24 protein-coding genes are annotated in these 24795 nt (G+C 45.1%); 10 read left to right on the top strand and 14 right to left on the bottom strand.

The window, feature by feature from the left end; genetic code table 11:
* Positions 1–31: 31 nt before the first annotated feature.
* Positions 32–253, bottom strand: a complete 222-nt coding sequence (locus tag WC593_01980) for a hypothetical protein (GenBank protein MFA4823907.1) — start codon at positions 251–253, stop codon at positions 32–34.
* Positions 231–623 (bottom strand): PIN domain-containing protein, encoded by a 393-nt coding sequence (locus tag WC593_01975; protein MFA4823906.1) that lies wholly within the window; start codon positions 621–623, stop codon positions 231–233. Before WC593_01975 ends, WC593_01980 begins: the two co-directional genes overlap by 23 nt.
* 138 nt (positions 624–761) lie before the next feature.
* Between WC593_01975 and WC593_01970 the strand changes: the two genes are divergently transcribed.
* Complete coding sequence (locus tag WC593_01970; GenBank protein ID MFA4823905.1) at positions 762–1133, top strand: HIT family protein; 372 nt, start codon at positions 762–764, stop codon at positions 1131–1133.
* Between the two features lie 731 nt (positions 1134–1864).
* Here the strand turns inward: WC593_01970 and WC593_01965 are convergent.
* Entirely contained in the window at positions 1865–2278 is a 414-nt protein-coding gene (locus WC593_01965) for a PIN domain-containing protein (GenBank protein MFA4823904.1), read from the bottom strand.
* Positions 2263–2481: a DUF2281 domain-containing protein gene (locus tag WC593_01960; GenBank protein MFA4823903.1), complete on the bottom strand. Its 219-nt coding sequence runs from the start codon at positions 2479–2481 to the stop codon at positions 2263–2265. The genes WC593_01965 and WC593_01960 overlap by 16 nt, the downstream gene beginning before the upstream one ends.
* 398 nt (positions 2482–2879) lie before the next feature.
* Between WC593_01960 and WC593_01955 the strand changes: the two genes are divergently transcribed.
* The gene (locus WC593_01955) at positions 2880–3158 is read left to right on the top strand and encodes a hypothetical protein (GenBank protein MFA4823902.1); all 279 of its coding nucleotides are present in this window, start codon (positions 2880–2882) and stop codon (positions 3156–3158) included.
* Positions 3159–3296: 138 nt separating this feature from the next.
* Here WC593_01955 and WC593_01950 read toward each other — a convergent pair whose 3' ends face one another.
* The 4 genes from WC593_01950 to WC593_01935 form a co-directional block, all read right to left on the bottom strand.
* Positions 3297–4241 carry a PDDEXK nuclease domain-containing protein gene (locus WC593_01950; GenBank protein MFA4823901.1) on the bottom strand — a complete coding sequence of 315 codons (945 nt, stop codon included), beginning with the start codon at positions 4239–4241 and terminating at the stop codon, positions 3297–3299.
* 206 nt (positions 4242–4447) lie between these two features.
* Positions 4448–5569, bottom strand: coding sequence for a PDDEXK nuclease domain-containing protein (locus WC593_01945; protein ID MFA4823900.1), 1122 nt, complete (start codon positions 5567–5569; stop codon positions 4448–4450).
* Between the two features lie 261 nt (positions 5570–5830).
* Positions 5831–6340 carry a hypothetical protein gene (locus WC593_01940; GenBank protein ID MFA4823899.1) on the bottom strand — a complete coding sequence of 170 codons (510 nt, stop codon included), beginning with the start codon at positions 6338–6340 and terminating at the stop codon, positions 5831–5833.
* A 29-nt stretch (positions 6341–6369) separates the two neighbouring features.
* Positions 6370–7524, bottom strand: coding sequence for a hypothetical protein (locus WC593_01935; protein MFA4823898.1), 1155 nt, complete (start codon positions 7522–7524; stop codon positions 6370–6372).
* 468 nt (positions 7525–7992) lie between these two features.
* Here WC593_01935 and WC593_01930 point away from each other — a divergent pair, with 468 nt between their 5' ends.
* Positions 7993–8250, top strand: coding sequence for a hypothetical protein (locus WC593_01930; protein MFA4823897.1), 258 nt, complete (start codon positions 7993–7995; stop codon positions 8248–8250).
* A gap of 302 nt (positions 8251–8552) precedes the next feature.
* Here the strand turns inward: WC593_01930 and WC593_01925 are convergent, their stop codons facing one another.
* The 3 genes from WC593_01925 to WC593_01915 are packed head-to-tail and all read right to left on the bottom strand — an operon-like array spanning position 8553 to position 9543.
* Positions 8553–8927 carry a hypothetical protein gene (locus tag WC593_01925; protein MFA4823896.1) on the bottom strand — a complete coding sequence of 125 codons (375 nt, stop codon included), beginning with the start codon at positions 8925–8927 and terminating at the stop codon, positions 8553–8555.
* A complete protein-coding gene (locus WC593_01920; GenBank protein ID MFA4823895.1) occupies positions 8924–9223 on the bottom strand; it encodes a hypothetical protein in 300 nt (99 codons plus the stop codon). Before WC593_01920 ends, WC593_01925 begins: the two co-directional genes overlap by 4 nt.
* Positions 9223–9543: a hypothetical protein gene (locus WC593_01915; protein ID MFA4823894.1), complete on the bottom strand. Its 321-nt coding sequence runs from the start codon at positions 9541–9543 to the stop codon at positions 9223–9225. Before WC593_01915 ends, WC593_01920 begins: the two co-directional genes overlap by 1 nt.
* Positions 9544–9821: 278 nt before the next feature.
* On the opposite strand from WC593_01915, the gene WC593_01910 reads away from it, so the two are divergent.
* From WC593_01910 to WC593_01895, 4 genes are all read left to right on the top strand, one after another.
* Positions 9822–10097: a hypothetical protein gene (locus WC593_01910; GenBank protein MFA4823893.1), complete on the top strand. Its 276-nt coding sequence runs from the start codon at positions 9822–9824 to the stop codon at positions 10095–10097.
* 589 nt (positions 10098–10686) lie between these two features.
* Positions 10687–11877: a DNA cytosine methyltransferase gene (locus WC593_01905; GenBank protein ID MFA4823892.1), complete on the top strand. Its 1191-nt coding sequence runs from the start codon at positions 10687–10689 to the stop codon at positions 11875–11877.
* Entirely contained in the window at positions 11878–14172 is a 2295-nt protein-coding gene (locus tag WC593_01900; GenBank protein ID MFA4823891.1) for an ATP-binding protein, read from the top strand.
* Complete coding sequence (locus tag WC593_01895) at positions 14169–15014, top strand: hypothetical protein (protein MFA4823890.1); 846 nt, start codon at positions 14169–14171, stop codon at positions 15012–15014. Before WC593_01900 ends, WC593_01895 begins: the two co-directional genes overlap by 4 nt.
* Positions 15015–15026: 12 nt before the next feature.
* Here WC593_01895 and WC593_01890 read toward each other — a convergent pair whose 3' ends face one another.
* On the bottom strand, positions 15027–15437 hold the full coding sequence (locus WC593_01890; GenBank protein MFA4823889.1) for a very short patch repair endonuclease: 411 nt from the start codon (positions 15435–15437) through the stop codon (positions 15027–15029).
* Positions 15438–15580: 143 nt separating this feature from the next.
* On the opposite strand from WC593_01890, the gene WC593_01885 reads away from it, so the two are divergent.
* From WC593_01885 to WC593_01875, 3 genes are read left to right on the top strand one after another with little or no spacing between them, the layout of a single operon-like run.
* The gene (locus WC593_01885; GenBank protein ID MFA4823888.1) at positions 15581–17953 is read left to right on the top strand and encodes an ATP-binding protein; all 2373 of its coding nucleotides are present in this window, start codon (positions 15581–15583) and stop codon (positions 17951–17953) included.
* A 1-nt stretch (position 17954) separates the two neighbouring features.
* A complete protein-coding gene (locus tag WC593_01880) occupies positions 17955–19616 on the top strand; it encodes a DEAD/DEAH box helicase (GenBank protein MFA4823887.1) in 1662 nt (553 codons plus the stop codon).
* Between the two features lie 16 nt (positions 19617–19632).
* The gene (locus tag WC593_01875; protein ID MFA4823886.1) at positions 19633–20658 is read left to right on the top strand and encodes a hypothetical protein; all 1026 of its coding nucleotides are present in this window, start codon (positions 19633–19635) and stop codon (positions 20656–20658) included.
* Between the two features lie 209 nt (positions 20659–20867).
* On the opposite strand, the gene WC593_01870 is transcribed toward WC593_01875, so the two are convergent.
* Both WC593_01870 and WC593_01865 read right to left on the bottom strand, forming a co-directional pair.
* Positions 20868–22049 (bottom strand): hypothetical protein, encoded by a 1182-nt coding sequence (locus tag WC593_01870; GenBank protein ID MFA4823885.1) that lies wholly within the window; start codon positions 22047–22049, stop codon positions 20868–20870.
* Between the two features lie 447 nt (positions 22050–22496).
* On the bottom strand, positions 22497–24695 hold the full coding sequence (locus WC593_01865; protein MFA4823884.1) for a DEAD/DEAH box helicase family protein: 2199 nt from the start codon (positions 24693–24695) through the stop codon (positions 22497–22499).
* Positions 24696–24795: the final 100 nt, after the last annotated feature.

Here is a 24795-nt window from a genome sequence, read left to right as displayed (position 1 = left end):
TGCCGCTTTTCCGGTCACAAAAAAAGGATGTTTATTCTGAACCAGAGACCGTTTTGGCCTGTTTCTGCATCTCAAGGATCTCGTTGTAGATTTCATCAAGATCGTTACTTAGCCACTGCTTGCGCTCCTTGGTATAATCCCCCTTTCCATGATCAAACATCTGAATGAAGCGGACCATGTCAACGGGACCAAGTGTCTTACGCAGGGCATCAATCCCTTCATCATGAATTTCATGCAGTGTCTTCACTTTCATTCCCGGTCACCTCCTCATACCATTCAGCAGGATTTACGATTCGTATGGAAATTATATCGCTGTGGTGACTCATAATGTTTTTCAATGCGTCATCAGTCGTGACCAGAACCGTTGCACCCGCCCGTTCCGCACTGGCAATATGCAACGCGTCAAGGGCTTTTACTCCCAGGTTCATGAGCACGGTTGCACGTTCCTTTATTGCCATGTCTACGAGAATGTTTGTGGTTGTCTTTGTGGCGAAGGTGCTGACGTACCGTTTTCTATCGTGATCAACAATTTTGGCAACTTCATACGTGACTAACGGAACTCCAGATAAGTTCCCAGTCCCGTGAACACCGGTTGAGAATTGCAATGACGGCTTCACTTTCATACCGGATTCTTGGAATGAGCTGGTCGTCAAACGGTCGGCACAGGCAGCACACATCGAGATAGACTTTCACTTAAAACTTCCAGATTCACCATTCACTTCCGGAATCAATAAATGATTCTATTACCGGGGCTTACAGGAATGCCCGTTCTGCGAGTCCCGTCGCGGATGAGATCGTCGCCCGTAATGAACTGTGCTTTTGGCCGCTGGGATCGTTACCCGGTCAGCAGGGGGCACCTGCTCGTGCTTCCGTTCCGGCATACGCTGGATTTTTTCTCGATGACTCCGGAGGAGAGGGTGGCTTTGATCTCTTTGATTGATGCTTGTAAGGATGTGATTGAGGCGGAGCTCTCTCCTGCGGGATACAACATCGGGTTCAATGTCGGGGAGGCGGCCGGGCAGACGGTGATGCACTGTCATTGTCATGTGATTCCGCGGTATGTCGGGGATGTGCCGGATGCACGCGGGGGTGTGTGGGGGGTTGTGCCGGGGAAGAGGGGGTATGGACCCTGAGGGTAAATACGCCCGTAGCGGGCTCCTTTTACCAGATTCCTGCCCGGAAAACCCCGTAAAACGGCCCGTTTCGGTTCGCGTGGAAAATCTGTTTAAATTCCTCTCTGTTTGCCAAAATACGGGCGGAAACGCCCTCGCCCAACGGCTGCCAAAGACCCGGGAATCGGGGCTTTTTTCGCCATGTAGTTTAGCCCATTCCAGGCCCGGAAAGGCTGCCGGGATGCGAATGTGGGGAACTTTTTTACGACGGAGGTTTTTAAAAAATCATGTAAGTGAAGAATTGATCTCCCTCCTTAGGGATCCCTTACCGCTGGTACTTAACATTCCAGGGTTTGGACCCTGAGGGTAAATATGCCCGTTTTGAGCCCCGTTTACAAAATCCCCTCCCGGGAAACCCCGTAAAACGGCCGGTTTCAGTTCACGTGGAAAATCTGTTTAAATTCCTCTCTGTTTGCCAAAATACGGGCGGAAACGCCCTCGCCCAACGGCTGCCAAAGGCCCGGGAATCGGGGCTTTTTTCGCCACCTGGTTTAGCCCATCCTCTGCTTGGAAAGGCTGCCGGAATGCGAATGCGAGGATCTTTTTTTCACGACGGAGGTTATTGGAAGAGGGGGTTTTGGGAGTTGAACGACGTTAGATGGTCGTGGTGCTGGTGGCGATCAACGGCAATTGAACACTATTGTTTAGGATTTTACGCTCAAAAGGGGCTTCGGAGCGAGATTTTGTGGGAATCAGAGGAAGAGATCCTTTGGCTCCACTCTTCCTTTTTCTGTCCGGTCGAAATCCTTGTCGAAGCTGACAATCGAGAACCTGTATTGCTCCGCAGCAGCATACTGGTACGCATCATCAAAATCCAGGTGAAACCGGTCTGCGGCCCTGGTGATCTTTGAGAAATTATCGGTTGTCACACGGAGGATACGAATCCCGCTGGCGATGATATCTTCATCGACAAACGTAAGGAATTCCCGGGATTTATGTTCCCGCAGGTAAATTACGCCAATCGTGTGCAGGGAGAAATCACTGATATTCAGAGTCGTAAGATCGGCCCGGTGAAAAAAATCCTTTACTTCCTCAACCCGCGAGCGACGGAGAATGTACTCGAGGAAAATATTGGTGTCGAGAAGGTACATCAGGCTTCCCGCCATTCCAGTGCCTTGTGCTGGATCTCAACGGAGGAATAGCGTTTGCCGAGTTCAGCAAGCGTACCTTCGGCCGCACAACGGAATGAGGTGGGAGATGATCTCTTTGAGCGCTTCACCAGTTCATCGATATAGTGAATCGCTTCTTCACGTAAATCAGGAGGGAGCAGACGGATTTTTTCATCGACTGAGCCTGTTGAGGAGGACATGATGATTCAGGATTTTATTGTTTTTGATGCATAGAATCTTTTCGGGCGACCAATCTCCGGAACCTGCTGCCGGCACTGGAGAAACGTGAATGCCAAGAAACGGGACAAGATTCCCTCTCCGGCGTTAATCGACAAGAGATCTGATGCGATTGTCAATTATTTGGACCACATGTACGAGGTCTATCCCCGCCGCTTTTCCCGGGAGATAATCTCACCCTGACAGGTTCACGGAAAAGATGCCCGGCTGGCAGGATGCAGCACTGGAACGGCTCTGGGAGAAATGCGATTATCTCATTGAGGTCCGGGGGAACTGGTGCATGGAGCCGGAGAAATTCTCATTTTTTTAAAACAAAAAATTCTCCAAAGCATCTATCATCCACCAGCGATACAATACGGGTATGCGTGATACCGGTTGCCCGCCATTCTTAGAGGTGCTCTCCTGCCTCTCCTGCATCCTCCTTTCCCTTGCGATGATCGGCTGGCTCCTGCTCTGGCTTTCGGCATGGAACGTGCAGGTCATTTCGCTCGAAGTGTGGGTGTTCTTCCTCGCGTTCGGAGTGATTGTCGTGTATAGTTTTATGCGATTGATCCGGGGGTTGTTTCCCTTGTGGCTGAGAGCCGGGCCGGGGGGTTCGGTGATGGTGAAGGTGCTGGAGATTGATGCGGTGGGGGAGTGAGCTAAGGGAATTTCCGGCCGGGTAGGATGTTGTGGGATTGCAATTGTCCTGTGATTCCGCGATATGTCGGGGATGTGCCGGATGCGAGAGGGGGAGTGAGGGGGGTTGTGCCGGGGAAACAGACAGAGTAACCCCGAATCACTTCGATTTTGATCGCGAGGTTACGGATCTTTGGGAGCGATTCGTCTGCTGTCTCCGCATTATTTCCTTCTCACGTTCAATCTCTTCGATCAGTTCCTGTTCACTGGGGAGGTAGAGTTTATACCGCGATGCAAAGAGCTGGCTGTTATCATTCAGCGCTGAATACCGGACCACTGTTTCATCTTTCTCCGTGCAAAGAATAATGCCGATTGTCGGGTTGTCTCCATCTGTTTTTACCCGGTCTTCAAACAACCGTACATACATATCCATCTGCCCGATATCCTGATGTGTCAGCTTTCCCGTTTTGAGATCGATGAGAACAAAACACTTGAGGATGAAGTGGTAGAAGACAAGGTCGATATAAAATTCCGATGTTTCAGTGCTGATCCTGTACTGGCGGGATACAAATGAGAATCCTTTACCCAGCTCCAGGAGGAACTGCTGCAGCTTGTCGATAAGTGCCTGCTCAAGATCCCGCTCCAGGTATGAAGCGGAAGTTGGAATTTGCAGAAACTCCAGCACATACGGGTCCCTGATAAATTCTTCCGGGCGTTTGGCAAGCGGCTGTGTCAATTCCTTTGCTTCAGTCATAACCGCATCCCGGTCGCGGCTTGTGAGTAATCGTTCAAAATAGAGGGAATCGATCTGCCGCTCAAGGGCCCGGACGCTCCAGTTCTGGCTTATTGCTTCGCTGATATAATATCCCCGGGCGGCGGGGTTCTCCACCCGCATCAGGAGACGGTAATGCGACCAGCTCAATTCGGCACACACTGTGTACCCTTTTCGGGCAATCGGAATATCGCCCTCCTGACAACCATCAGGAAATGCTAAAAAGAACTTACGAAAGTTCTTCAGATTCGTTGAAGAAAAACCTCTTCCAAACTCATCGGTAAGTCTCCGCCCCTGGCTGTGTGGGCAGGGCCTGGTGCTCTGAAAATCAATCAGGATCCAGACTGTGGCTTGAGCCTAAGCTAGAAGTACTGTATCGTGTTCGCGATGAGGGGGCCCAAGATCATTTCTCTACCCTGGCTCTTACTTGTTTGTCCCGCAGCCTGTGGGACAATTACCGGAGACGAAGGGGACTTTGAATGATGCAGAAATCATTCATGTCCGCATCAATCCGGAACTTCATGATAAGTTACCCGGACTTAAGGTAGTTCACCAGCGCTTTCTGACCATTCGATCAGTTTCTGCTTCAACTCTTCTTTTGAGGGGAGGTAGAGCTGGTACTGGGAAGCGTAGATGTTTGCATCCTCAGGCAGGGTGAGCCTGACAAGAGCATCGTTCTTTGTCTTGCAGAGTATCATTCCAATGGTAGGATTCTCGTCTTTTAGTTTTACCTCACGATTGTAATAGTTGACGTACATCTGCATCTGGCCGAGATTATCGTGGGTGAGTTTTCCGATCTTGAGGTCGATTAAAACATAACACCGGAGTATGCGGTTGTAGAAGACGAGGTCCACGTAGAAATGATCTGCATCGAAGGTGAACCGCTTCTGCCGGGATTCGAAAAGAAATCCTTTCCCCAGTTCCAGCAGGAAAGTTTCAAGTTTATCGATTATGGCGGATTCGAGATCGCTCTCGGAGTAATGCGTGCTCTCATCGATCCCGAGAAATTCGAGGACGTAGGGATCTTTGAGCACGTCCTGCGGATTACCGATAATCTGTCCTTTATCAGCGAGAGATTTTACCCCGTTTTTATCCCTGCTGAGTGCGAGCCGTTCGTAGATCCCGGAGTTGAACTGCCGTTTGAGCTCGGAAAGTGACCATTGGTTTTGGCCGGATTCTATTTCATAAAACCGGCGTTCATCCCGGTTGTCGATATTCATGAGGAAGACGTAGTGGGACCAGCTGAGGGTGAACCGGGGGGTGAATTGGGCAGGGTCTGTCTGACTTATTGGTATTTTCGCCGGTGTTTTTACCGGCAATTGCGCAGACAGTGTTTGCGCAATTTGCGGAGTTACGTCACGGTATTCGAGATAAAACCGACGTATATACTCAAGGTTTCTCTTTGAAAAACCGCGCCCGAGCTCTTCGGTTAATCTGTATGATAGTTCCCGTACTATTCGCTCCCCGTATTCCGCACGTTTACTCCCCTGTTGTTCAAACTCCACAATCCGCCGGCCTATCTCGAAGTTGGTGATAACCTGCAGGCTGTTGACGTTCTGGCTGGCGGTCCTGCGAGCGCTTTGTACCAGCTCCCGGATCTCTTTAACGAGAGGGAGGAGGGGTTCTCCGGATGGTTTTGCTATCGCGGTACTGGGTTTCATGGTTGAATCGCGTTCCTTATCCAGAGTCTCGGTACTTGTGAGGATAAGGAACCCGGTTAGCGGGGTGAAAGTGAGGGGGATGCGCATCAGGAGGATGAGAGCCCCAAGAAGCCACAGCCCGTATTTTTGTCCAGATTGAAGGTATACGGTGTGTGACTGCGGGAAATTGGAGGAAACCAATGTATCGCTCTGGTATCGGCCATTGGTGATTGTCTCGATAGCCTTTGAAGCATCTACTCCTCTTGCGTCACGTTCGGATATTCAGGTACTTTGGGTTGGAACGGCTACATGCACACTGATCCAAAGGGTCTCAATACCGGAATCAAAATATCGTTGAATTCTAAAGAAATATGTGTCTTCCGGAACCTCGTTTGTTGTCGTCAGGATAGTACTCACGTTATACACTTTTCCGGGATACGAGGTAAATGCAGATGGAGTACAGCTGATGGTCATACCGCTGGGCAACGGTAATTCAACATCGGAGTATTTTCCCTTCACACGGGAAGGAATAATCGTCTCATTCCTGATTGCCTCCTGGTTTTTTTCAATTCGCAATTCGAAGGCAATATTTTTTCCGGCTTCAACTTTCCCAAAGTTTGAGGATAAGTATGTCTCTTCTGCCCCAAAATGAGATTTGCCGGGAACGATCAGTGTTATATTGTTTTTATCAATTTCATCTGACCTAGGTAACATCTGATTAATCGATACATAGCATATGGCGGCAAGTATCGCAAGGATCAGAATTATCCCGATTATTGATCGTCGTTTCATTCATCTTCACCAAAAAAGGTATTTTTTCATTATGCATTTGCAGTGTGCAGGGTCACCTGTGTATCCGAGGTCCAGGTTACGTCAAGGTTCGTCAACGCATTGTGTGGATCATATTCCACCAGCTTTACCCAATCAATATCAACAACATTTAAGTTGACATCTCTGATCCGCATATTATTAAATGTTGTATGCCCCGGCACATCGGAATTATCATCCACACCATACCCTTCAAGTGCGGTGTACATCTGAAGATTCGTAGATCCAATATTTGCTGCGTTTTCTGAAACGATACTCATGGATTGTCCCGTGGTTTGATCGGCAAATATGATATTCCAGTGTTGGATATTGGGATTCCAGCCTAGTGTTCCTGCAATACTATCTCCGACATTTACATTGATAGGATTACTAGGATACCCTACACCATATTGATCAACATACCATGCTCTCCCGGTCCAGCGACCACTTCCGGCTTGGTTCCATTCTAATACAGGTTGAACAATTCCGCCGCTCGAACTTGGCTGAATACCATTAAACAGGAAATCTGTCGTGTCTGTTTGCGGGGTTGGTGGCGATGAAGGGACTGTCCAATATGCTATGAATTGCCCTAGTTCGCTTACCGTCAAGTCACGTGAAGACTCAATCCAGCCATCATATCCCGGAAGGATTAATGGATTATCCGGATTCAAAACGGTTAAAATACGTCTTCCATCAGAATCGACAGTGGTTATCTCGCCATTTGTCCGGATAATGGATCCATTTGGAACCTGATGAATCTTTGATGCTGCTTTATATCCCCCGGGAGCAGCAATTCTCTTCGCGTTTGCGTCATCTGTGATGAGAAGTTGTTTTCCTGTCGAATCAAATACCGATGTCATGCCATTTTTTGAATGCTGGATGATTGATCCATAGGGGATTTTCGATATTGTAGGATTCTGGATTGCCTTAGAGGTTTGGATGATCTGATCATTTTGTACATTTTCATCAGGACTCAAATCATTTCCCACCATGACAGTATTCTGATTGATATTATACTGCAACTGCGGTAATTGAACGGGTATTTCATCCCTACCAGCATTATCCGCCACAACGTCTTTTACACTTTCTGCCGCGCTCGCGATCGGTACCACCGCCATCGCTGCCAGCAGCAGTGCCAACAGGACGACGCCAAATTTTCGTAGGTTCATTTCTCTTCAACTCCTTTTCGCGTATTTCATACGCTACGCTCGAAGGCATGGGAAAACTTTCAGGATCAGAAGATAATGATCACGTGCCTACGGGCGGGACCGGGTTCAACGTAGTTTTGTCGCTTGGTGAACCCGTCCTACAGTTTTGGGACACCTTATTGATGTCCACGGGAATTTGATTTTTTTCTCAGGATTATAAATTTTATAGCGCATTCAGCTACTGGTCCTCCGATAGGTGGACAACCTGGCAGGATTGCTGGAAAGTTGCAAAAAATGCTGCAGTTGGAAGTCTATGAAGCGGTCAGTATGGGGATCGCGGTTCCCTTAATCGATTCAATACTCAAGTAGATGCTCGTTACGTGCTTTGGCTACACTGGCTACAAGAATGCCAAGTTCAGGAGGAACGAGGTTCAGAAGGATTTCTTATTGACCCATAAGCCTGGTTTCATCACCTGCTAACCCTGAACTATGATCGCTCTTAGTTTTCGCCTCCCAAATACTGCTAATTACTGCCTCTGGTTCTCCGACGTAAAAACACTTGATTTGAAAGAATTATTACCGCATTTTCCCGAATTATTACCTCAGATGCGGGAAAAAAGGGGAAAACGGGGCATTTTACGGGCGTATTTCAGGGGTACTCACGGGATGTCTGAAAAAGGGGTTCATTCCAAAAAAGGATCTTTTATCACCCGCGATCCTGGTCGTAAAAAGATGAACCCCTCCTGAACTATGATCGCTCTTAGTTTTCGCCTCCCAAATACTGCTAATTATTGCCTCTGGTTCTCCGACGTAAAAATACTTGATTTGACCGAATTATTACCGCATTTTCCCGAATTATTACCTCAAAACCGGGAAAAAGGGGAAAACGGGGCATTATACGGGCGTATTTTGGAGGTATTCTAAAAACAGGGATCATACCCCCCGGAGGGATAGTCCCTCTGTCGGGGGAACTTCGGATTTGAATCCAAAGGAAGATCCCGTCTCTGCCAGATGAAAAAACGAGTGATCTCTTCCTACACCATAGCAGCTTACACGCTTGCAGCGTTTTTCCCTGCAAGCGGCTGACCATCCCGCCCCAGCTCGACAAGACATTCCGCAATAAGACGGAAGAACCGCCACGTGCCATGCCTTGAGCGGAGCCAGAGTTCGCGAGATATGGATTCATGCTTCGTGATCAGGCAGAGCCGATCCAGGCAGTCTTTGAATTCCCCTGCGAGTTCTGCTGCCGGCGCATGAATATGTGCACAATACGAGACACGTACGAATACTACCGGCAGGACAGAGACGATCGTGAAATCATACAGTTTTTCCGGACCACGCCCGGCAACCTGGATGGCACCCCGCTGGCGTGCAATAGGTATCGCATCCGCCAGGGCCCGGCGCGACGGCGGTCCCCGGCTCATCTCTCACCTGGATCCGGTTCACCGGAATTATTCCGGGGTTCCACGATGGAATCCCGGGAACGTTCTCCGGTAACCCGCGGCGGGGCAAGTTCCTTTGGCAGGGATTTTGTCCGGATGGAAATGTTGTAATGATGCCAGTGCGTCCGCTTCACGCTGACCCGGTACACCGAATCGCCTATCCGGTTGATCTGCCGGGCAATTGCCCGGGGCAGCAGGTAGAGGGGGATTTCCCCCTCGGTCACGGATCTACTCTTTGGTATCCCGTGCCCGCCTCCGCCTGCCGGGCGATTCATCATCAGTGTTCCTCGTTGCCATCATCATCCCCGTCCGGGTTCTTTTGTGTTTTCCGGTGAGAACGTGACCGGAAGCCGGTGCCGAGTATCTCCGTCTTGCGGGATACCTCCCGAACCGGAGATAATGGCTGTTTTTCTTTCCTGACCAGCATGGTATCCTGCCGGGTACCGGCAGGAGCGTTTTTACTTCTGTTTGTGGTTTCTATGCTATCACTTCCTTTGGTGTCAACCCGAAGACGCGATAATCCTGGTAAAAAAATACGCTGATTATCATGGTCCTCCCGGGCTGACCGGGTCTTTTTGCGATGTTCGTCGCATCGCATTGACCCGTTTTTTCTTTTTGGGACAACCCCCGGCTGTCCACGAATAGGGGTTTTGTCACGCGTTATATAACGATTCTAACGCAACCATCTACCGGATCCCTGAATGGTAGACGAGCGCGTTAGAAATGTTAAGTGCCGGATTAAGGAAATCCGCTCCGGGATACCCTTAGTCCGGCGGGGGCGAATGTCTTTAAGGCTGATCCACGGGAAGAATGCAGGGATGGCGGCCGGGAATGAACTGGGGAAGAATTCTCTCGAAAAACCAACAAGGAGTGATTATGTCAAGAGATTTTCTTATCAAAGTACTATCCTCGGATGAGTATCAGACCCTTTGTTATGCCATTCTCCTTATCCTCTGCATCGCAAACCTGATCGTGATCTTCGTGATTGTTTCTGCCAGGTGCGCGGAGATTTATTCGAGCGGGGGTGAATGCGGGATTGGCATCGGCTGGTTCGGCCTTACAGCGGTATTCATTGGGATTGGAGCGGCTTCGGCGTGGGGGCTGTTCCGGGGGTGGCGAGCTGGTCACTTGAAGTTCTTTTATTTTTTTTAATCTCTTTTGGATGGAAAAAACAGGTCTCTTCTTTGATACTTATTTCGTTACTATTCTGGTGACTGGTGATATTTTCCCGGGCCGCCGGAGCACCGTGTTCAGACGTATCGGTTAAAGCCGGGGGTATCCTCACCGGTGTGTTTCTCCGGGGTACGGGGTTGACGAATATTTGTCACCAGTGCACCGGAGTTAGTGTTGGCGGCGGGGAGGATAAATCTATGCACATGGTATATACCATATTCTATTTGTGCATTAATCCCTATATGTGCATATCTCCAATTGGGAGATATGGTTCAGAAGGAAATTATTGTTAAGTCCCGGTACCACTTTGGTTCCAATTCTCTCGATCTCACAATCCCTTCTGACGTCGTTAAATCCAAAGAGATTAATCCAGGCGATTTTTTTCGTTTGACTACCAAGGAAGAAAAGGGCAACCTAGTTTTACAATACGAGCGAGTCTATAAAACGAAGGTGTGAGTGGATTGACGCTCAAAAGGGGCTGGCGCCCCTTGCCGCGTGGGCTAGCCCAGATATATATTCACACCACATTAACAAGTTATAATATAGGCATAAAAGTAAAACTTGTAGCATGGCCGATCGCCCAGAAAATTATATCGACCTTTTTGCCGGATGCGGCGGACTATCTCTGGGCTTACACAACGCTGGATGGAAAGGGCTCTTTGCGATTGAAAAAAACCAGATGGCTTTCGCGACCCTCAAGCATAACTTGATAGATAAACACCAACATTTTGATTGGCCTGATTGGCTATCTCCTAAAGCTCATGACATCAAAGTTGTCCTGAAAGAACATGCTAAAGAACTAAAGGCACTTGAAGGCGAAGTTGACTTGATTGCAGGAGGCCCGCCATGCCAAGGATTCTCATTTGCTGGGAAGCGTGATGAACAGGATCACCGGAACCAGCTTGTCAATTCTTACCTGGACTTTGTGGAACTTGTCAAGCCAAAAATGGTTTTCTTCGAAAATGTTCGGGGATTTACGGCAAAATTCGTAAAGAAACCCTCGGACGGCAAGATCTACTCGGAAATTGTCCAGAAAAAATTAGAATCATTGGGATATGACGTAGAACCAAGGATAATTAATTTTTCGGAATATGGTGTTCCCCAGCGGAGAAGAAGGTTTATCCTTGTGGGAATAAACGAGGGAAATGCTGCAACTTTCTTTGAAAACCTTAAGGAAAATAAAAAATCGTTCCTCCATGAAAAAGGGTTACCTGAAATATCTACGGCCTGGGATGCAATATCAGATCTTGAACAGCGACATGGCAAGATAAAATCTTCCGAATTCCCGAATTTTCAATTTGGTGTGTATGGGCCGATTCAAAGCGAGTACCAAAAAGTCATGAAAGGGGATTACACAAAAAACCCAGATAGCCACAGGTTCGTTAACCACAGGAATAAGACAATGGAACGATTCCAATTTTATTTGGACACGTACCCCCGGAACAAGAACATAAGTAGCGTCACAAAAGAGGATCTTAACCTAAAGAAACAAAGCATCACTCCCATGGACCCAAACCAGCCGAGCCCAACCCTTACAACGTTAACTGATGACTATATCCATTATTCCGAACCACGGGTCCTTACGGTAAGGGAATTTGCCCGTCTCCAATCATTCAATGATTGGTTCGAGTTCAAGGATAAGTATACGACCGGCGGTACGTTAAGAACTTCTGAGGTTCCCCGGTACACTCAGGTAGGCAACGCGATACCGCCTTTATTTGTTGAACAAGCGGGGATTGTATTGAAGGCGATGGGTTAAATGGAGCACGAACTTGATTTCAAAATCAGCTCTGGTTTAAAGAATATCATTGGTCGTGAATTAATTACTAATGATTTAATGGCAATCTTTGAGCTTGTCAAAAATTCGTATGATGCAAATGCAAAAAAAGTAAGGATCCTTTTTGAAAACATTAAGGATGAAAATAAATCAAAAGGATCTAGAATTCTTATTATTGATGATGGCTCGGGGATGTCATATGAAGATCTGCTCAATAAATGGCTTTTCGTCGGTTACTCTGATAAAAAAGATTTTGAGAAATCATTAGACGGGGAAAATCCGAATTATCGTAAAAAAATTATTGGGAATAGGATATTTGCAGGCCAAAAAGGTATTGGCCGATTTTCTTGCGATCGTTTGGGAAGCGACCTCATATTATTAACAAAAAAAGAAGGGGAAAAAGAATATCAACAACTCCAGTTAAATTGGAAAAAATTTGAAGAAGACCCAAAAAAAGAATTCCATACAATTAAGGTAGATTATGAAAAAGTCAGTAAAACCAAAATAAAAGATTACGGTATCCAAAAGGATTTTAATAACGGCACAATTCTCATAATCTCTTCACTGAATGATACCTGGGATGAGAAAAAATTATTAGATTTAAAAAGGTACCTTCAGAGATTAATAAATCCTTCAGAAACCGGTGAAATCACCGAGATCGAGATCTCTTTAGAGGCCGAGGAATTTGTTCAAGAAGATAAGAAAAACATTGAGGAGGCAAAGAAAAAAGACAAAGAATGGGATATCAAAGTTATCAATGGTATAGTAAAAAATATTGTTTTTGAAAAACTTGGAATAAAAACGACCCAAATTAGTTGTCAGGTAAATGAGACTGGTGAGAAAATAGTTACGAAACTTTACGATAAAAATGAATTCATCTTCAGTCTCGAAGAAAAAAATGATTATCGACTGTTAAAAAATATCAATATTAAGATCTTTTTTCTGAATAAAGAAGCGAAACAAGCTTTTTCAAGAATAATGGGATTGCAACCATTCAGGTATGGATCAATATTCTTGTACAAAAACCGATTCCGTGTTCATCCATACGGGGATGAGGGAGATGATTGGTTAGGACTTGAAGGAAGGAAGGGACAAGGGTATAAAAGATACCTTTCTAATCGGGAATTAATGGGACGCATCGAAGTTAACGGTTACCAGCCTGGGTTCAAGGAAGTATCAAGCAGAGATGGAGGAGTCATCAAGACAGATGCCTTTAACCAGCTGAACGATTTTTTCCATAAAAAAGTGCTTAGGAGACTGGAAAGGTATGTCGTCGAAGGCATAGATTGGGACTCCGATGCGAAAACTCCGACAGAAATTAAAGAGGACAGCTTAAAACTTATCAATAAACTCGTGGGCATGATCAATGATCCCGAAAAAGATTTGGAAATAAACCCTAACCTTTTCCAGATTGCGAAGGAGAAACAAGTCGAAAAACTTTCAGAAGTAATGAAAAACATTGAATCACTGAAAGTTCATGTAAAATCTGCACCTGCAAGAAAATATATTGAAAGCCAATTGAAAGCAGCTCGCATTGGAATAAAAATTTTAGAGGAGGAAAAAGCTGATATTGTAGAAGACCTAGAAGCTGCCAAAAAGTCCTCCCTTTTTCTCGAACAAGCAGTATCCGCAGACAAAGATGTACTGATGAGCTTAAATCATTCAATAAAAATTACAACTTTTACTATTGAGAGAATTCTCAAAAGACTTAATCAGCTTATCAAAGAGGGAAAGGACTCAAGTGAGATGATACCTTTAGTTGACGATATCAAAATTGAAAATGACAAAATCCGGGTATTATCAAGTTATGTCAGTTTGGCATCGTTCGATACAAAAGTTGAATCTATTAAACGTGATCTAGTCCAATTCACAAAAGAGTATCTTGATCGGATTCTACTTGGAAATAAACAGGATTTAAAGATAAAATATGAAAATGAGACCCTTATTTTTCCATATAAATTTAAACCGCTAGAGATTTCAATAATTTTCGAAAATTTGGTTGACAATTCGAGAAAAGCGGGCGCATCATGGATACGAATAAAATATGAAAAGCAAGTTAACGAACTACATATTTTTATCTCCGACAATGGTGGAGGTATCCCAGACACAAAAATAAAACACATATTCAATAGGGGATATACAACGACGAATGGATCAGGCCTCGGATTATTTTATGTCAATAAACTTATTGGCCAGAACAAAGGTGAGATTAGATTTATCGGGAACAATCTTCCGGGGATGGAAAAAGGGGCATGCTTTGAGGTAATTTTTAGATGAGCGACGATTTTACAGTTGTTTGGGTGGAAGATAAGAAATCAGTAGTCGATGACCAAATTGAGGAAGTTAGACAACATCTCAAAGAGTTAGGTTTTAATTTAATTCTTCTTTATGATGAAGAAGGGGATAAAGTAGAAGCATTCATTAATCAAAACCAGAATATTGAAATTATTGTTACTGATTATAATATTTCAGAGGAATTTACAGGAATTGATATAATTAAACTAGTTCGTAAAAAAGAGAAACTCATCGATATTCTTCTCTATTCTGTCGTTCCTGAAATTTCTAATGATATAGAACTCTTGAAACAGGTCAGTCGTTTTGGCTTCATCGAATTTATGGAAGGAAAAGATGTAGCTGAAAGATTGAAATTAATTATTGATAAAAATATTCGACGAAGCCAAAATATTATTTTTTTGCGAGGATTTGTCATTTCCAAAGTCATTGATCTTGAACTAAAATTAAATGAATTTTTCGCTGAGTATTTCAAAATCCAAGTTTTTCTCAGGGATGATTTCCACGATTATGTATTAGAAGGATCATATCTCCCATTAGAAGGGAAAAAGAAGGTCTTGGCAAAAATCCTAGACAAATATGACATTAAAACAGATCCGAAATTTTCTGGAATGGTAGGTAAATTGATGCAGGTGGCTGATTTAAGGAATAAATTAGCCCATTGTAAGATTGATCCAACTAACCCTACAGTACTCATATCATCTGGTGAACCCTTCCCATTAAATAGATCAGACCTGAGAGATTTACTCAACAAAATTGACACCGTAGCATTGCAAATTGATGAACTAACGAAATTCATTCGGAATCTTGAAACTCCAAAAGAATAAGTTTTCACCGTGTTATTCTCGTAATTGTGTTGTTCTTTGGATTTTGGAGATGCATCCTTCCAAATTTTTTAGGATATCACTTTCCCAAAAATGCAAAACAATCCATTCTTCTTTTGATAGGCGAGTATCATTTTTCTCGTCACGTTCAATATTTTTTTGGATTTTCTCTATCCAGTACGGATTCAACCGATTCTTCAATTCATCAAAATCCTTCCCATGCCAGAAATCACCGTCGCAAAAAATCGCAACCTTATATTTTGTAAAAACAATATCCGGTTTCCCAGGTAATTTCGTATTGACACGATACCCCCGGATTCCTTCCTTCCAAAGTGCCTTGCGAAGCATGAGCTCGATCTTAGTATCCTTTCCTTTTATCGAGGCCATGATCTTGCTACGCTTCTCTGGGGAGAAAATGTCAACCATCTAAAAAATCGCACCTGAGGGTACACGGATTGTTTCTTCCAGAGGTAAATAAAATCTTCACTCGTTTTGGGAACATCGGTATTAAGAAAGATTAATCGTCACGCTTCCTATAACAATAAACTTAATAATTTTTGGAGTGGGAAATGGGGGAACTTGAGAACGGTAAACAAAAAATCGGGGAAATTGACCTCACCCCGAATCCTCGCGTCTTGCGAATGCTCGGGCAAATTGAGTTTGATAATTGGCAATGTCTCGCCGAGCTAATAGACAATTCAATCGATGCCCTGATGGAAACCGGCGGAGGGAATGTTTGGATCACCCTCCCAAGTTCAACCCAATTCGAAAATGATCCTGACGTTTCGATTAAAGTCCGTGATGATGGCCCGGGTATGACACCCGAACAACTCCAGAATGCACTTAAGGCCGGCTATTCTGGGAATGATCCCCTCTCCAAACTTGGCCTTTTCGGCATGGGATTCAATATCGCAACCGCACGGCTTGGCAGGACAACAAACGTTATGACAAGCCGGAAAGGTGAAAAAAACTGGACTGTCGTAACTATCGATTTCCATGAGATGGAGAAATCTGGGAGTTATTTCCGCTCCCTGTATGCTATCCCAAAAAAGAACAAGAATGACACAGGGACAATAATATCAATAACAAATCTTTCCGAACGAGTCCGGACAATTAGGAAACAGAAAATAATCAAGAAACGACTATCAAAAGTTTACAGCCCTATCCTACAGAATGGGAATATCAATATTCACATCGATGATGACAAGTTAACAAGCCGGGGCCATTGTATCTGGGGCAAGAACCGGTACGTGGAACGGGAAAATGGGGATATAATCCAAGCTTGGATCCCTATCGATAAGAAATTCGGCGAGCAATATTACTGCAAGAATTGTTGGGAGTGGATAGACACAGTTCCCGCCCAAAAGGATCTCCCGAAAGTCATTTGCCCGCAATGTGGCGATTCATCCGGTGTTGTCGTAAAGGATAAGAAAGTCACTGGATGGCTGGGCATTCTCCGGTATTTCGACATGGATGATTTCGGAGTAGATCTCATCCGTAATGGTAGGGTAATCGAGGGCTTATCAAAAGAATTTTTCAGCTGGTTCAATCCCAGGACTGAAGAGAAAGAACTTGAGTACCCAATCGACACGGTTTATTGGGGGGGTCGCATCGTCGGTGAGCTTGAAATTGATTTCGTACCGGTTACTTATACCAAAGACCACTTCGAGAAAGCTGACAAACGATGGAAGGAAATAGACCGTTATATAAGGGGCGATGGCCCGTTAAGGCCGGAAATCTCGAAAAAGGAAGGATACGGCGGGGATAATAAAAGCCCGATGGGATTGGTATACAAGGGATTCCGGTCCGGCAAGGATCCAGGGAAGTACTGGCTTGTTCCCGGTAAATGGAATGAGACGGAAAGGAAAGTTAAAGGCTGGAATGACTCGATTATCCGGGAATGGGTTGAGAAGTTCTACCAAGGGATTCTGGAATACCAAGACGATACGAAATGGTGGGAAGCAGTAGAGTATGCGGAGATGAATAAGCGGACTTCTGGAGGACAAGAACCGTCTTTGGCGGTCCCAGCAGCAAAGAGACAAAAAACCAACCAACCGCCTCTCGCGCAATCTCCTATAGGAGGGGTCCAGGAACCTGTAACCGGCATTCAATTACAATACGGGCCGGCGTCTACAACAAAGAACGATCTCAAGTTTGAACCGGATATCTTCCTCTCGCAAGAATACAAGGTCGATGAGCTTGGTGAGGTCCCCATTTCTGTATCGGCCAATAAGATTACAAATGGCTCCATCGAAGACAGCCCAATAAAAATCGAAAAGAATTCAACCCAAAAATTCGTGGCCTATTACAACCCGAACCACCCGATATTTAAGACATATAACCTTGAACCGATCGACTTGGTTTTACTTGAATTAGCACAAGTCCTAAACCAAAGGAAAGACGACCCGAGGGATTGGCCAACCTCCAAGATATTCTATTTCCTCAAGAAAAAATATTCCCCTGAAAAACGACTTTCGCCCCGTGATCTTGGCGGGAAAGCAAGTGACATGATCATGAGCATGAAAAAATTCATCGCTTCAAAAAATTTTACGATACCAGAAGAGCTGATCAATGATCGGACGATGGACCAAATCCGGAAAAATTTCCTCTCTAAAATGGGAAAAGGGGAAGAAGATGTCAAGAAACTGGTGAAGACGAGTAAGTATATCTCATATGCTCCTGACGAGGAAATCCTGAATATTTTCAACCATTCACCAGAAATTTTCCTTGACGGAGGATTCTGGAACCGGCCATACAGTTCTCTTGTAACGCCGGAATTACAAGATGAAATTAAAAGGACATTTTCCGGTTTCATCAGTGATATCATTTGGCTGAACCACGAAGCCAAGGACTATGATCCTGAAATAATGGCAGACGATGTCGAGTTCCGTCTCCAACGGGGAGCATATAGCCTGCGACTGCTCGAACGGTACCGTGAATGAAATGGGCGATACAGGTTTCTTGTCGTCATACCGGATTGAAAAAGGCCCTTGGCAAGCACTAGAGAGAGCGGTAGCAAGACTATACCAGCACATCGGATGGCCACATGTCGCATTGATCGGAGGTCCAGGAGATCATGGTGGCGATATAATTGTCTCCGATGAAAACGAGGATTTTATCATTCAGGTCAAGTTCAAGAAAGAGAGTTCAACTCTCGTCAATAAAGGTGCAGTGACCGAATTGAAAACTGCATTGGATTTTTACTCGATCAACAAGGGGTACCTTGCCACCAATACCCGCCTCTCCTCGACAGCTAACGACTATATCCAGGAATTAAATAAGACCGGGTACTCAATAGAAAAACTTGAGGGAAATTCCCTTTTTTCTTTTTATTCCCAATTACCTAGATTTCCTGATATCGAATACACCCCATACCCGTACCAAGTCCAAGTGATCGATTCGCTATGGGGAATGTACCATCAGGGAACGACTAAGACAATGGTTATACTAGCGACAGGTTTGGGAAAAACTTTTGTCGCAGGAACTTTCCTAAAGAGGGTATTACACGATAAACCAAAAGCCCGGATCCTAATTCTTGCAAACCAAAAAGCACTTTTAAGCCAATTCGAACGGGCACTCTGGAAGCATCTGCCGAAAGATGTTAGTACACACATTTGGGATAGTTCTGAAAAGCCCGCTTATGATGACGGGATCACCCTCTCAACATTCCAGACGATGAGAAATGCAATCGTCCGGGATAATTTCGAGGGGGAATATGAAATCGTGATTGTCGATGAAGCACATCACGCACCTTCGGATACGTACTTGGAAGTGATTGAAAAACTCAACAAGAAATTCTTGCTCGGGATGACTGCAACCCCGTGGAGAACAGACGAGAAAGAACTTTACGATATTTTCGGGAATCCGTGCAAGAATTGCGTTATTGACATTGTCAAAGCTCTCCAAAACGGGTACCTCTCCAAAGTTGATTACCGGTTATTGTGCGATAACCTCGACTGGAATTTCATCCAAGGGAAATCCAAGAAAAAATATTCCATCAAGGATTTGAACAAGCGGCTTTTCTTACCGGAGAGGGATGAGAAAGTAATCGAGCAAATACAGAAATTATGGGCCGAGTTATCGCCGAAACGTGCGATCGTCTATTGTGCCAGCATCAGCCATGCGAAGAGGATGGAGACCGTTTTGCGTGAGTACAATTTTTCTGCAAGGTGCCTCCACAGCGATCTTGATTTCCGTGAATCCGAAAGAAGGCTCCGGGAATTCAGGAGAGGAAAGATCCAGATCCTAACTTCCATGAACATGTTGAATGAAGGGATCGATGTCCCTGAAGTCGACTTGATAATTTTCCTACGTGTAACTCATAGTAGGATAATTTTCCTCCAACAACTTGGGAGAGGGTTGAGACTATCAGAAGGAAAAGAAAAAGTTGTCGTGTTGGACTTCGTTGCGGATATCAAACGGATTGCAGAAACAATAGATATCGATGCCAAGGTGTATGGTGAGAAGGATCACGAAGTCTTGAAAGACCAGTTCAACGTCCAATTTTCGGTACAGGACGCTAAGACCTTCTTTGAAGAATATTTACGTGATAAAGCGGCAATCCAGGAATATTCTGATGATGATACGATAGTTTTCCCGGCTTAATTGGAAGGAATTTTACATGATCCCTTCAGAAGAATTCGTGAAAAATCTTTGCGAAAAATCATTCTTATCTCTTTGGTGTTACCCAAATCCTCGATCCAAGGATAATAAAGAGCTTTGTGATTTTTTGGTAGTATGTGAACCTGCGATTATTATTTTTTCAGTAAAAGAAATAGAATTTAAGGACACAATTGATCTTGAAACAGCACTTCAAAGGTGGAGATCGAGGGCCATAGAAAAATCAGTTAGCCAAATATACGGAGCCGAAAGATGGATTTTAAAAGCCTCAAATGTTATCACCTCCGAAGGAGAAAAGGCATTAATTTTTCCCGATAAAGATAGGTGTATTTATCGGATAGCTGTAGCTTTTGGAAGCAAAAGAAAAGTACCGGTTGAATCAAAGAAATTTGGTAAAGGGTTTGTTCATGTTTTCGATGAAGAGTCTTTAGATACTTTGTTACAAGAATTGGACACAATAACTGATTTTATTAAATACCTTAAAGGGAAAGAAGAGTTCCAAGAATCGGGGAAGGGACTTTGCCTGGAAGGAGGCGAAGAAGATCTTCTTGCGTATTATTTAATAAATAATCGAATTTTCCCAGCAGGGCTTGATCAGGTTTTGATTCCAAAAGGATTATGGAAACAATTTTCCCAATCTGAAGGCTATCGCATAAAAAAAGATCTTGAACAAATCAGCTATGCTTGGGATAAATTCATTGAACAACAATATTCGCAATTTAAGAAAAAAACTCTACTAACTACTCATACCTTAGATGAGTTTGAAACCGCAATCCGTGTAATTGTAAAAGAAGATCGTTTTAACCGCAGGAGTTTATGCGAACTATTTTCTGATTTCTTTTTCATGAAAAAATTGAAAAAAGGCTCGGCAAGAATCACCACTTCAATGTCGGGTGTCACTTATGTTTTTCAAGTCAATGATGAGGATCTACCACGGGAGGATCGCAAGGCCGAGTTGGAGATGCGATGTATATTGGCCAGGGGGTTGCGTAAAGAAAACAAAACCGTTATAGGTATCGCAACATAAAGATTCAGGCGTCCCAAAGATGAGAGGTCATGGGATCTTGTAAATTACAAACTGAATCAATGGACTGCTAATTCACAGCATGATTTTGAGTTGATTCAAGGCGCTACCGGATATTTTCAAAACGTCAATGAAATCAGTAAAGAACTCCATGAATATAAAAAATCATAATTTGAAAGAATTAAAAAAAGCCGAGCAGGCCAAATATCGGATTAAACCGGATATTTCTTTTTAAAATCATATATTGTCGCCATATAGGGAGATGCGGTTTTTTTTGCAATTAATTCTGAAAATTGATCGAGATACTTTGATTTTGTTTTATCTAATATGCCTAAGCCCATAGATCCTAATAACCCTGGCATACCCCCAAGACCGTAGCCGATCATTCCACTAGTAACATCAATGCCATAATTGCATAACGTAGCATTCCTTTTTATTGTGGAATCCGCCCAGATATTATCCATTATCTCGCTCAATTCATCATTTTTCTGCCGGACCAGAGTATCATTTTTATCAACGATTGCTTCGTTCAAAGCAGAATTTATTTTATAAAGATCATTTTCCTCGTATCGTGAAATTACATTCTTACATGCTTCCAAACTTTCAGGATAGTATGTACATTTTTTCATTAAGTAACTGCCAATCTCCGGAAAGGATGATCTTTTCGTGGTCCCGGCAGTGTTAATGCCCATTTGGCTAGCGTCCTGCAGTGTATCAATGCTGATTGATAATGTGGATTTTAAGGGATCATTGATAGGATAAAGAATAAGCTTCGAAACAAGCGAAATATATGCATTCGCAAAATCTGGTTCGATTAAAAAATTTTCAATAAACGTATCAGCAAATTCATCGAACCCAAGATAACGTAAATAGGTATATTGCAATCTTTGAGTTCTGAGGTGATTTCGACCAGTTACTGATGATGTCCAACTTTGCCATTCTGGGGACAATGAAACCAATAAATTGAATTCATCAAGACAGGTTGATTCTGTCTCATAAATTTTTTCGTCCATCCGATCGAGATTCACTGTATATACTGGAGGTGAAAATTCTCGCAATATCGGTTCTAAATAGTCAAATTCTGCGTAATGGGTTGGATGTGTGGTCAATACAAATTGGATTTTTTTTGTTTCCTTTACAAAGCGTAGAAAATCATTGAGAGTATCTATAGAAATATTCCAGTTTTTTTCAAAAATATCTGGTGGGATGGGATACAGTCGGAAAATTACCGTGCCGGCAAATGCCACCTGACTCCAGAATGATGAGCTTTCATCAACGATATAACAAGTTGGAGATCGTGATATATCGACTCTTTTAGAAAAAGGAATATTTCGTTGGACAGCCTCGATTTCCCTGATCTCATATTCTTCCAGATAATTCAGATCTATACTCATGGTTTATCAGTATCACACTGTTCGATTATCCGCACACGATTCCTAATTTGAGATTAACTCATCAATTAATAGACCTGTTGCCCATTTTTGGTATATTACAACGGTTCGTCTTCGATTTGAATAATTGGAGAATCCCCGCCGCTAGCCAGCCATGTCCTGTGATTCATTTCATAGTTGGAGGTTGATACAGAACCACAGAATTATTACATTTCTTGTTTGAGAGGATGGTTTCAATTTTTTTGATAAACACGGTTTCATTGTCTTCGAGATTTATGGAACAGAAGGAATGCATGGAATCTGTAACCAATTCCTCCTGTAGTACAGGACGGGGAAGCCCACGCGGCAAGGGGCGGAGCCCCGTTGAGCGTCAAATCCCCTGATCCCTCCAGGCCTCCAGAAGTTTCTGCACACCCAGGAAAGTTCCTGCTATTTTAGATGGTGAAAAAGTCAGCACGTGATACCCAGGAATAGTTCCTGATTCCAGTGGCCGAGCCCCTTCCGCCGGGTGAGCGCCTGCTCAATATGCGCAAGCACGGTCTGCTGCGCAACCTTCTCCAGGTTGATAAAGCACCCCCGGGGAAGGGAAAAGGCATTCTCCCGTATCTGCTGCACGAGCGGCACATGCGCATCCGCCAGCAGGGCACGGTACTTTGCATCGAAGTGATAGTTCGCATGCTGCCGCCCGACAAAATCCAGCACCGTCAGACATTCCTTTCTCTCACAGAGCCGGAGGCCCCTGCCCAGCTGCTGGAGAAATACCGTCATGCTCTCGGTGGGACGCAGGAAGAGGATCGTGTTCACTTCAGGAATGTCCACGCCTTCGTTATACAGGTCCACGACAAAAATAAAGCGGATCTCCTTTGCCTGCAATCGCTTCCGGACGGTTCTCCGCACGTCATCTGCACTTTCGGAACTCAGGGACACCGAGGGGATACCTATCCGGGTGAAGATCTCCGCCATGTAATTCGCGTGCTCGATACTCACGCAGAACCCGAGACCGATGCACTCGTCAATGGCCGTCACGTACTTCCGGAGCGAATCCGCAATAAGGCCCGCCCGGGTATCATTCCCCGTATAGCGTTTCGAGAGGATGCCCTGGTTGTACCGGCCGCGTGACCACTCCACATCATCCAGGTCCACCGAATCCGCAATACCAAAGTAATGGAACGGGGCAAGGAGATTTCTGCCAATGGCTTCCGTAAGCCGGATCTCGGCCGCAATCCGGCCATCGAACCAGCTTAAGATATCGAGGTTGTCCATCCGCTCGGGCGTTGCCGTCAGCCCCAGCAGAATCTTCGGCTGGTAATGGGACAGGAGATGCTGGTAGGATGCGGCGGCAGCGTGATGGAATTCGTCGACGATGATAAAATCATAATGTTCGGGAGCAGTCCGGTCGGAAAATTTCGTACTGTTGAATGTCTGGATCGACATGAAGACGTGATCGGTCTGCGCAGGAATCCTACCCGCAATTGCAATATCCCCGAAGTTCTGGTCTTTTAAGATCCCCCGGAAGGTGTGGAGGCTCTGCTTTAAGATCTCCTCGCGGTGCGCAACGAAGAGCAGCCGGGCCCGGGGCATCTTCTCGCGGAAGCGGCGGAAGTCAAACGCCGAGATGACGGTCTTTCCCGTTCCTGTCGCCGCCACGACCAGGTTCTTGTAATGGTTGTGGATCGTTCGTTCCGCTTCGAGGCGTTCGAGGATCTCTTTCTGGAAGGGAAACGGGGTGATGTCGAAGAAGTACGGGGTGCCCTCATCACCGGGTTCTTTCCGTTCCTTCCGGACCGCCTCTTCAAAGGTTGCCCGGTCGTTCTCCGTATACTCCAGAAATTCCGGGTCATGCCAGTAACTCTCGAACGATGCCTGGATCTTCCGGATCAAAGGCTTTGCATCTTTCTCGGTGAGTTTTACGTTCCACTCAAGACCCGACGTGATCGCGGGATTCGAGATATTCGAGGACCCGACATACGCGGTTGAGAACCCGGAGTCCCGCTCGAAATAGTAGGCTTTGGCGTGCAGCCGGGTGTGGGCCGTATCATAGGATATCCGCACCTCTGCGTTCGGCAACGAGGAAAGGAAATCGATGGCCCGGATGTCGGTCGCACCGGTATAAGCAGTCGTGATCACGCGCAACCGGCCCCTCATACAGAATTGTTTCAGCTCCTCCATGAGGAGCCGGATGCCGCTCCATTTGATGAACGAGACGAGAAGGTCGATCCGGTCGGCCGAGAGGATCTCTGCCTTGAGCTCCTGTATCAGGCTGGGTTCGAGAGCGGAGCCGGTAAACAGGCTGCTCTGCGCAAGGGGGGTGACGGGCCGTGATGCGGGCCCTTTTTCGTTGCCGACCGAAAAGATAATTTCTCCTTCACCTGGGATTGTACACTCGCTGAGACATTCCTGTTCCGTGATAGTCGCGAGGAGCCGGATGATCTCATTACAGCATGCGATCTGTTCTGCGGTTGAGCCTTCGGAATCCTCCAGGAATCCGAGAGATTTTTTCAGGACCGGGCCGAGGTACTGGGAGAGAAGAACGGATGAATCAAAATTTTTCAGGGTTTCCTTGCTTATCGTTATTCCCTGTTCCCGAAGTTTTTCTTCGAGATGGGTGTTGATCAGCTGTTCGTAGATACCATGAGAGAGCGGTTTCATGGGATGTGCCTTGTAGGGAGATTGGATTGAAGAGAGATTAAGACACCAGGTTTTGCGTTTTCCTGTACAAACCCGATCATTCTATGACACAATGTTTACC

Source organism: Methanoregula sp., from assembly GCA_041645435.1.
Taxonomy (GTDB): Archaea; Halobacteriota; Methanomicrobia; order Methanomicrobiales; family Methanospirillaceae; genus Methanoregula.
Note: the sequence above shows the minus strand (reverse complement) of the source record. Positions and strands in the feature narration are given on the sequence as shown.

What these genes read in the sequence shown, in the direction of transcription:
- WC593_01890 (MFA4823889.1), bottom strand. Translation starts at nt 15,437, where the DNA reads ATGGTTGACATTTTCTCCCCAGAGAAGCGTAGCAAGATCATGGCCTCG.
- WC593_01895 (MFA4823890.1), top strand. Translation starts at nt 14,169, where the DNA reads ATGAGCGACGATTTTACAGTTGTTTGGGTGGAAGATAAGAAATCAGTA.
- WC593_01975 (MFA4823906.1), bottom strand. Translation starts at nt 623, where the DNA reads ATGAAAGTGAAGCCGTCATTGCAATTCTCAACCGGTGTTCACGGGACT.
- WC593_01940 (MFA4823899.1), bottom strand. Translation starts at nt 6,340, where the DNA reads ATGAAACGACGATCAATAATCGGGATAATTCTGATCCTTGCGATACTT.
- WC593_01945 (MFA4823900.1), bottom strand. Translation starts at nt 5,569, where the DNA reads ATGAAACCCAGTACCGCGATAGCAAAACCATCCGGAGAACCCCTCCTC.
- WC593_01870 (MFA4823885.1), bottom strand. Translation starts at nt 22,049, where the DNA reads ATGAGTATAGATCTGAATTATCTGGAAGAATATGAGATCAGGGAAATC.
- WC593_01900 (MFA4823891.1), top strand. Translation starts at nt 11,878, where the DNA reads ATGGAGCACGAACTTGATTTCAAAATCAGCTCTGGTTTAAAGAATATC.
- WC593_01915 (MFA4823894.1), bottom strand. Translation starts at nt 9,543, where the DNA reads ATGCGATGCGACGAACATCGCAAAAAGACCCGGTCAGCCCGGGAGGAC.
- WC593_01910 (MFA4823893.1), top strand. Translation starts at nt 9,822, where the DNA reads ATGTCAAGAGATTTTCTTATCAAAGTACTATCCTCGGATGAGTATCAG.
- WC593_01885 (MFA4823888.1), top strand. Translation starts at nt 15,581, where the DNA reads ATGGGGGAACTTGAGAACGGTAAACAAAAAATCGGGGAAATTGACCTC.
- WC593_01970 (MFA4823905.1), top strand. Translation starts at nt 762, where the DNA reads ATGCCCGTTCTGCGAGTCCCGTCGCGGATGAGATCGTCGCCCGTAATG.
- WC593_01905 (MFA4823892.1), top strand. Translation starts at nt 10,687, where the DNA reads ATGGCCGATCGCCCAGAAAATTATATCGACCTTTTTGCCGGATGCGGC.
- WC593_01960 (MFA4823903.1), bottom strand. Translation starts at nt 2,481, where the DNA reads ATGTCCTCCTCAACAGGCTCAGTCGATGAAAAAATCCGTCTGCTCCCT.
- WC593_01920 (MFA4823895.1), bottom strand. Translation starts at nt 9,223, where the DNA reads ATGATGAATCGCCCGGCAGGCGGAGGCGGGCACGGGATACCAAAGAGT.
- WC593_01955 (MFA4823902.1), top strand. Translation starts at nt 2,880, where the DNA reads ATGCGTGATACCGGTTGCCCGCCATTCTTAGAGGTGCTCTCCTGCCTC.
- WC593_01980 (MFA4823907.1), bottom strand. Translation starts at nt 253, where the DNA reads ATGAAAGTGAAGACACTGCATGAAATTCATGATGAAGGGATTGATGCC.
- WC593_01865 (MFA4823884.1), bottom strand. Translation starts at nt 24,695, where the DNA reads ATGAAACCGCTCTCTCATGGTATCTACGAACAGCTGATCAACACCCAT.
- WC593_01880 (MFA4823887.1), top strand. Translation starts at nt 17,955, where the DNA reads ATGGGCGATACAGGTTTCTTGTCGTCATACCGGATTGAAAAAGGCCCT.
- WC593_01935 (MFA4823898.1), bottom strand. Translation starts at nt 7,524, where the DNA reads ATGAACCTACGAAAATTTGGCGTCGTCCTGTTGGCACTGCTGCTGGCA.
- WC593_01930 (MFA4823897.1), top strand. Translation starts at nt 7,993, where the DNA reads ATGATCGCTCTTAGTTTTCGCCTCCCAAATACTGCTAATTACTGCCTC.
- WC593_01965 (MFA4823904.1), bottom strand. Translation starts at nt 2,278, where the DNA reads ATGGCGGGAAGCCTGATGTACCTTCTCGACACCAATATTTTCCTCGAG.
- WC593_01925 (MFA4823896.1), bottom strand. Translation starts at nt 8,927, where the DNA reads ATGAGCCGGGGACCGCCGTCGCGCCGGGCCCTGGCGGATGCGATACCT.
- WC593_01875 (MFA4823886.1), top strand. Translation starts at nt 19,633, where the DNA reads ATGATCCCTTCAGAAGAATTCGTGAAAAATCTTTGCGAAAAATCATTC.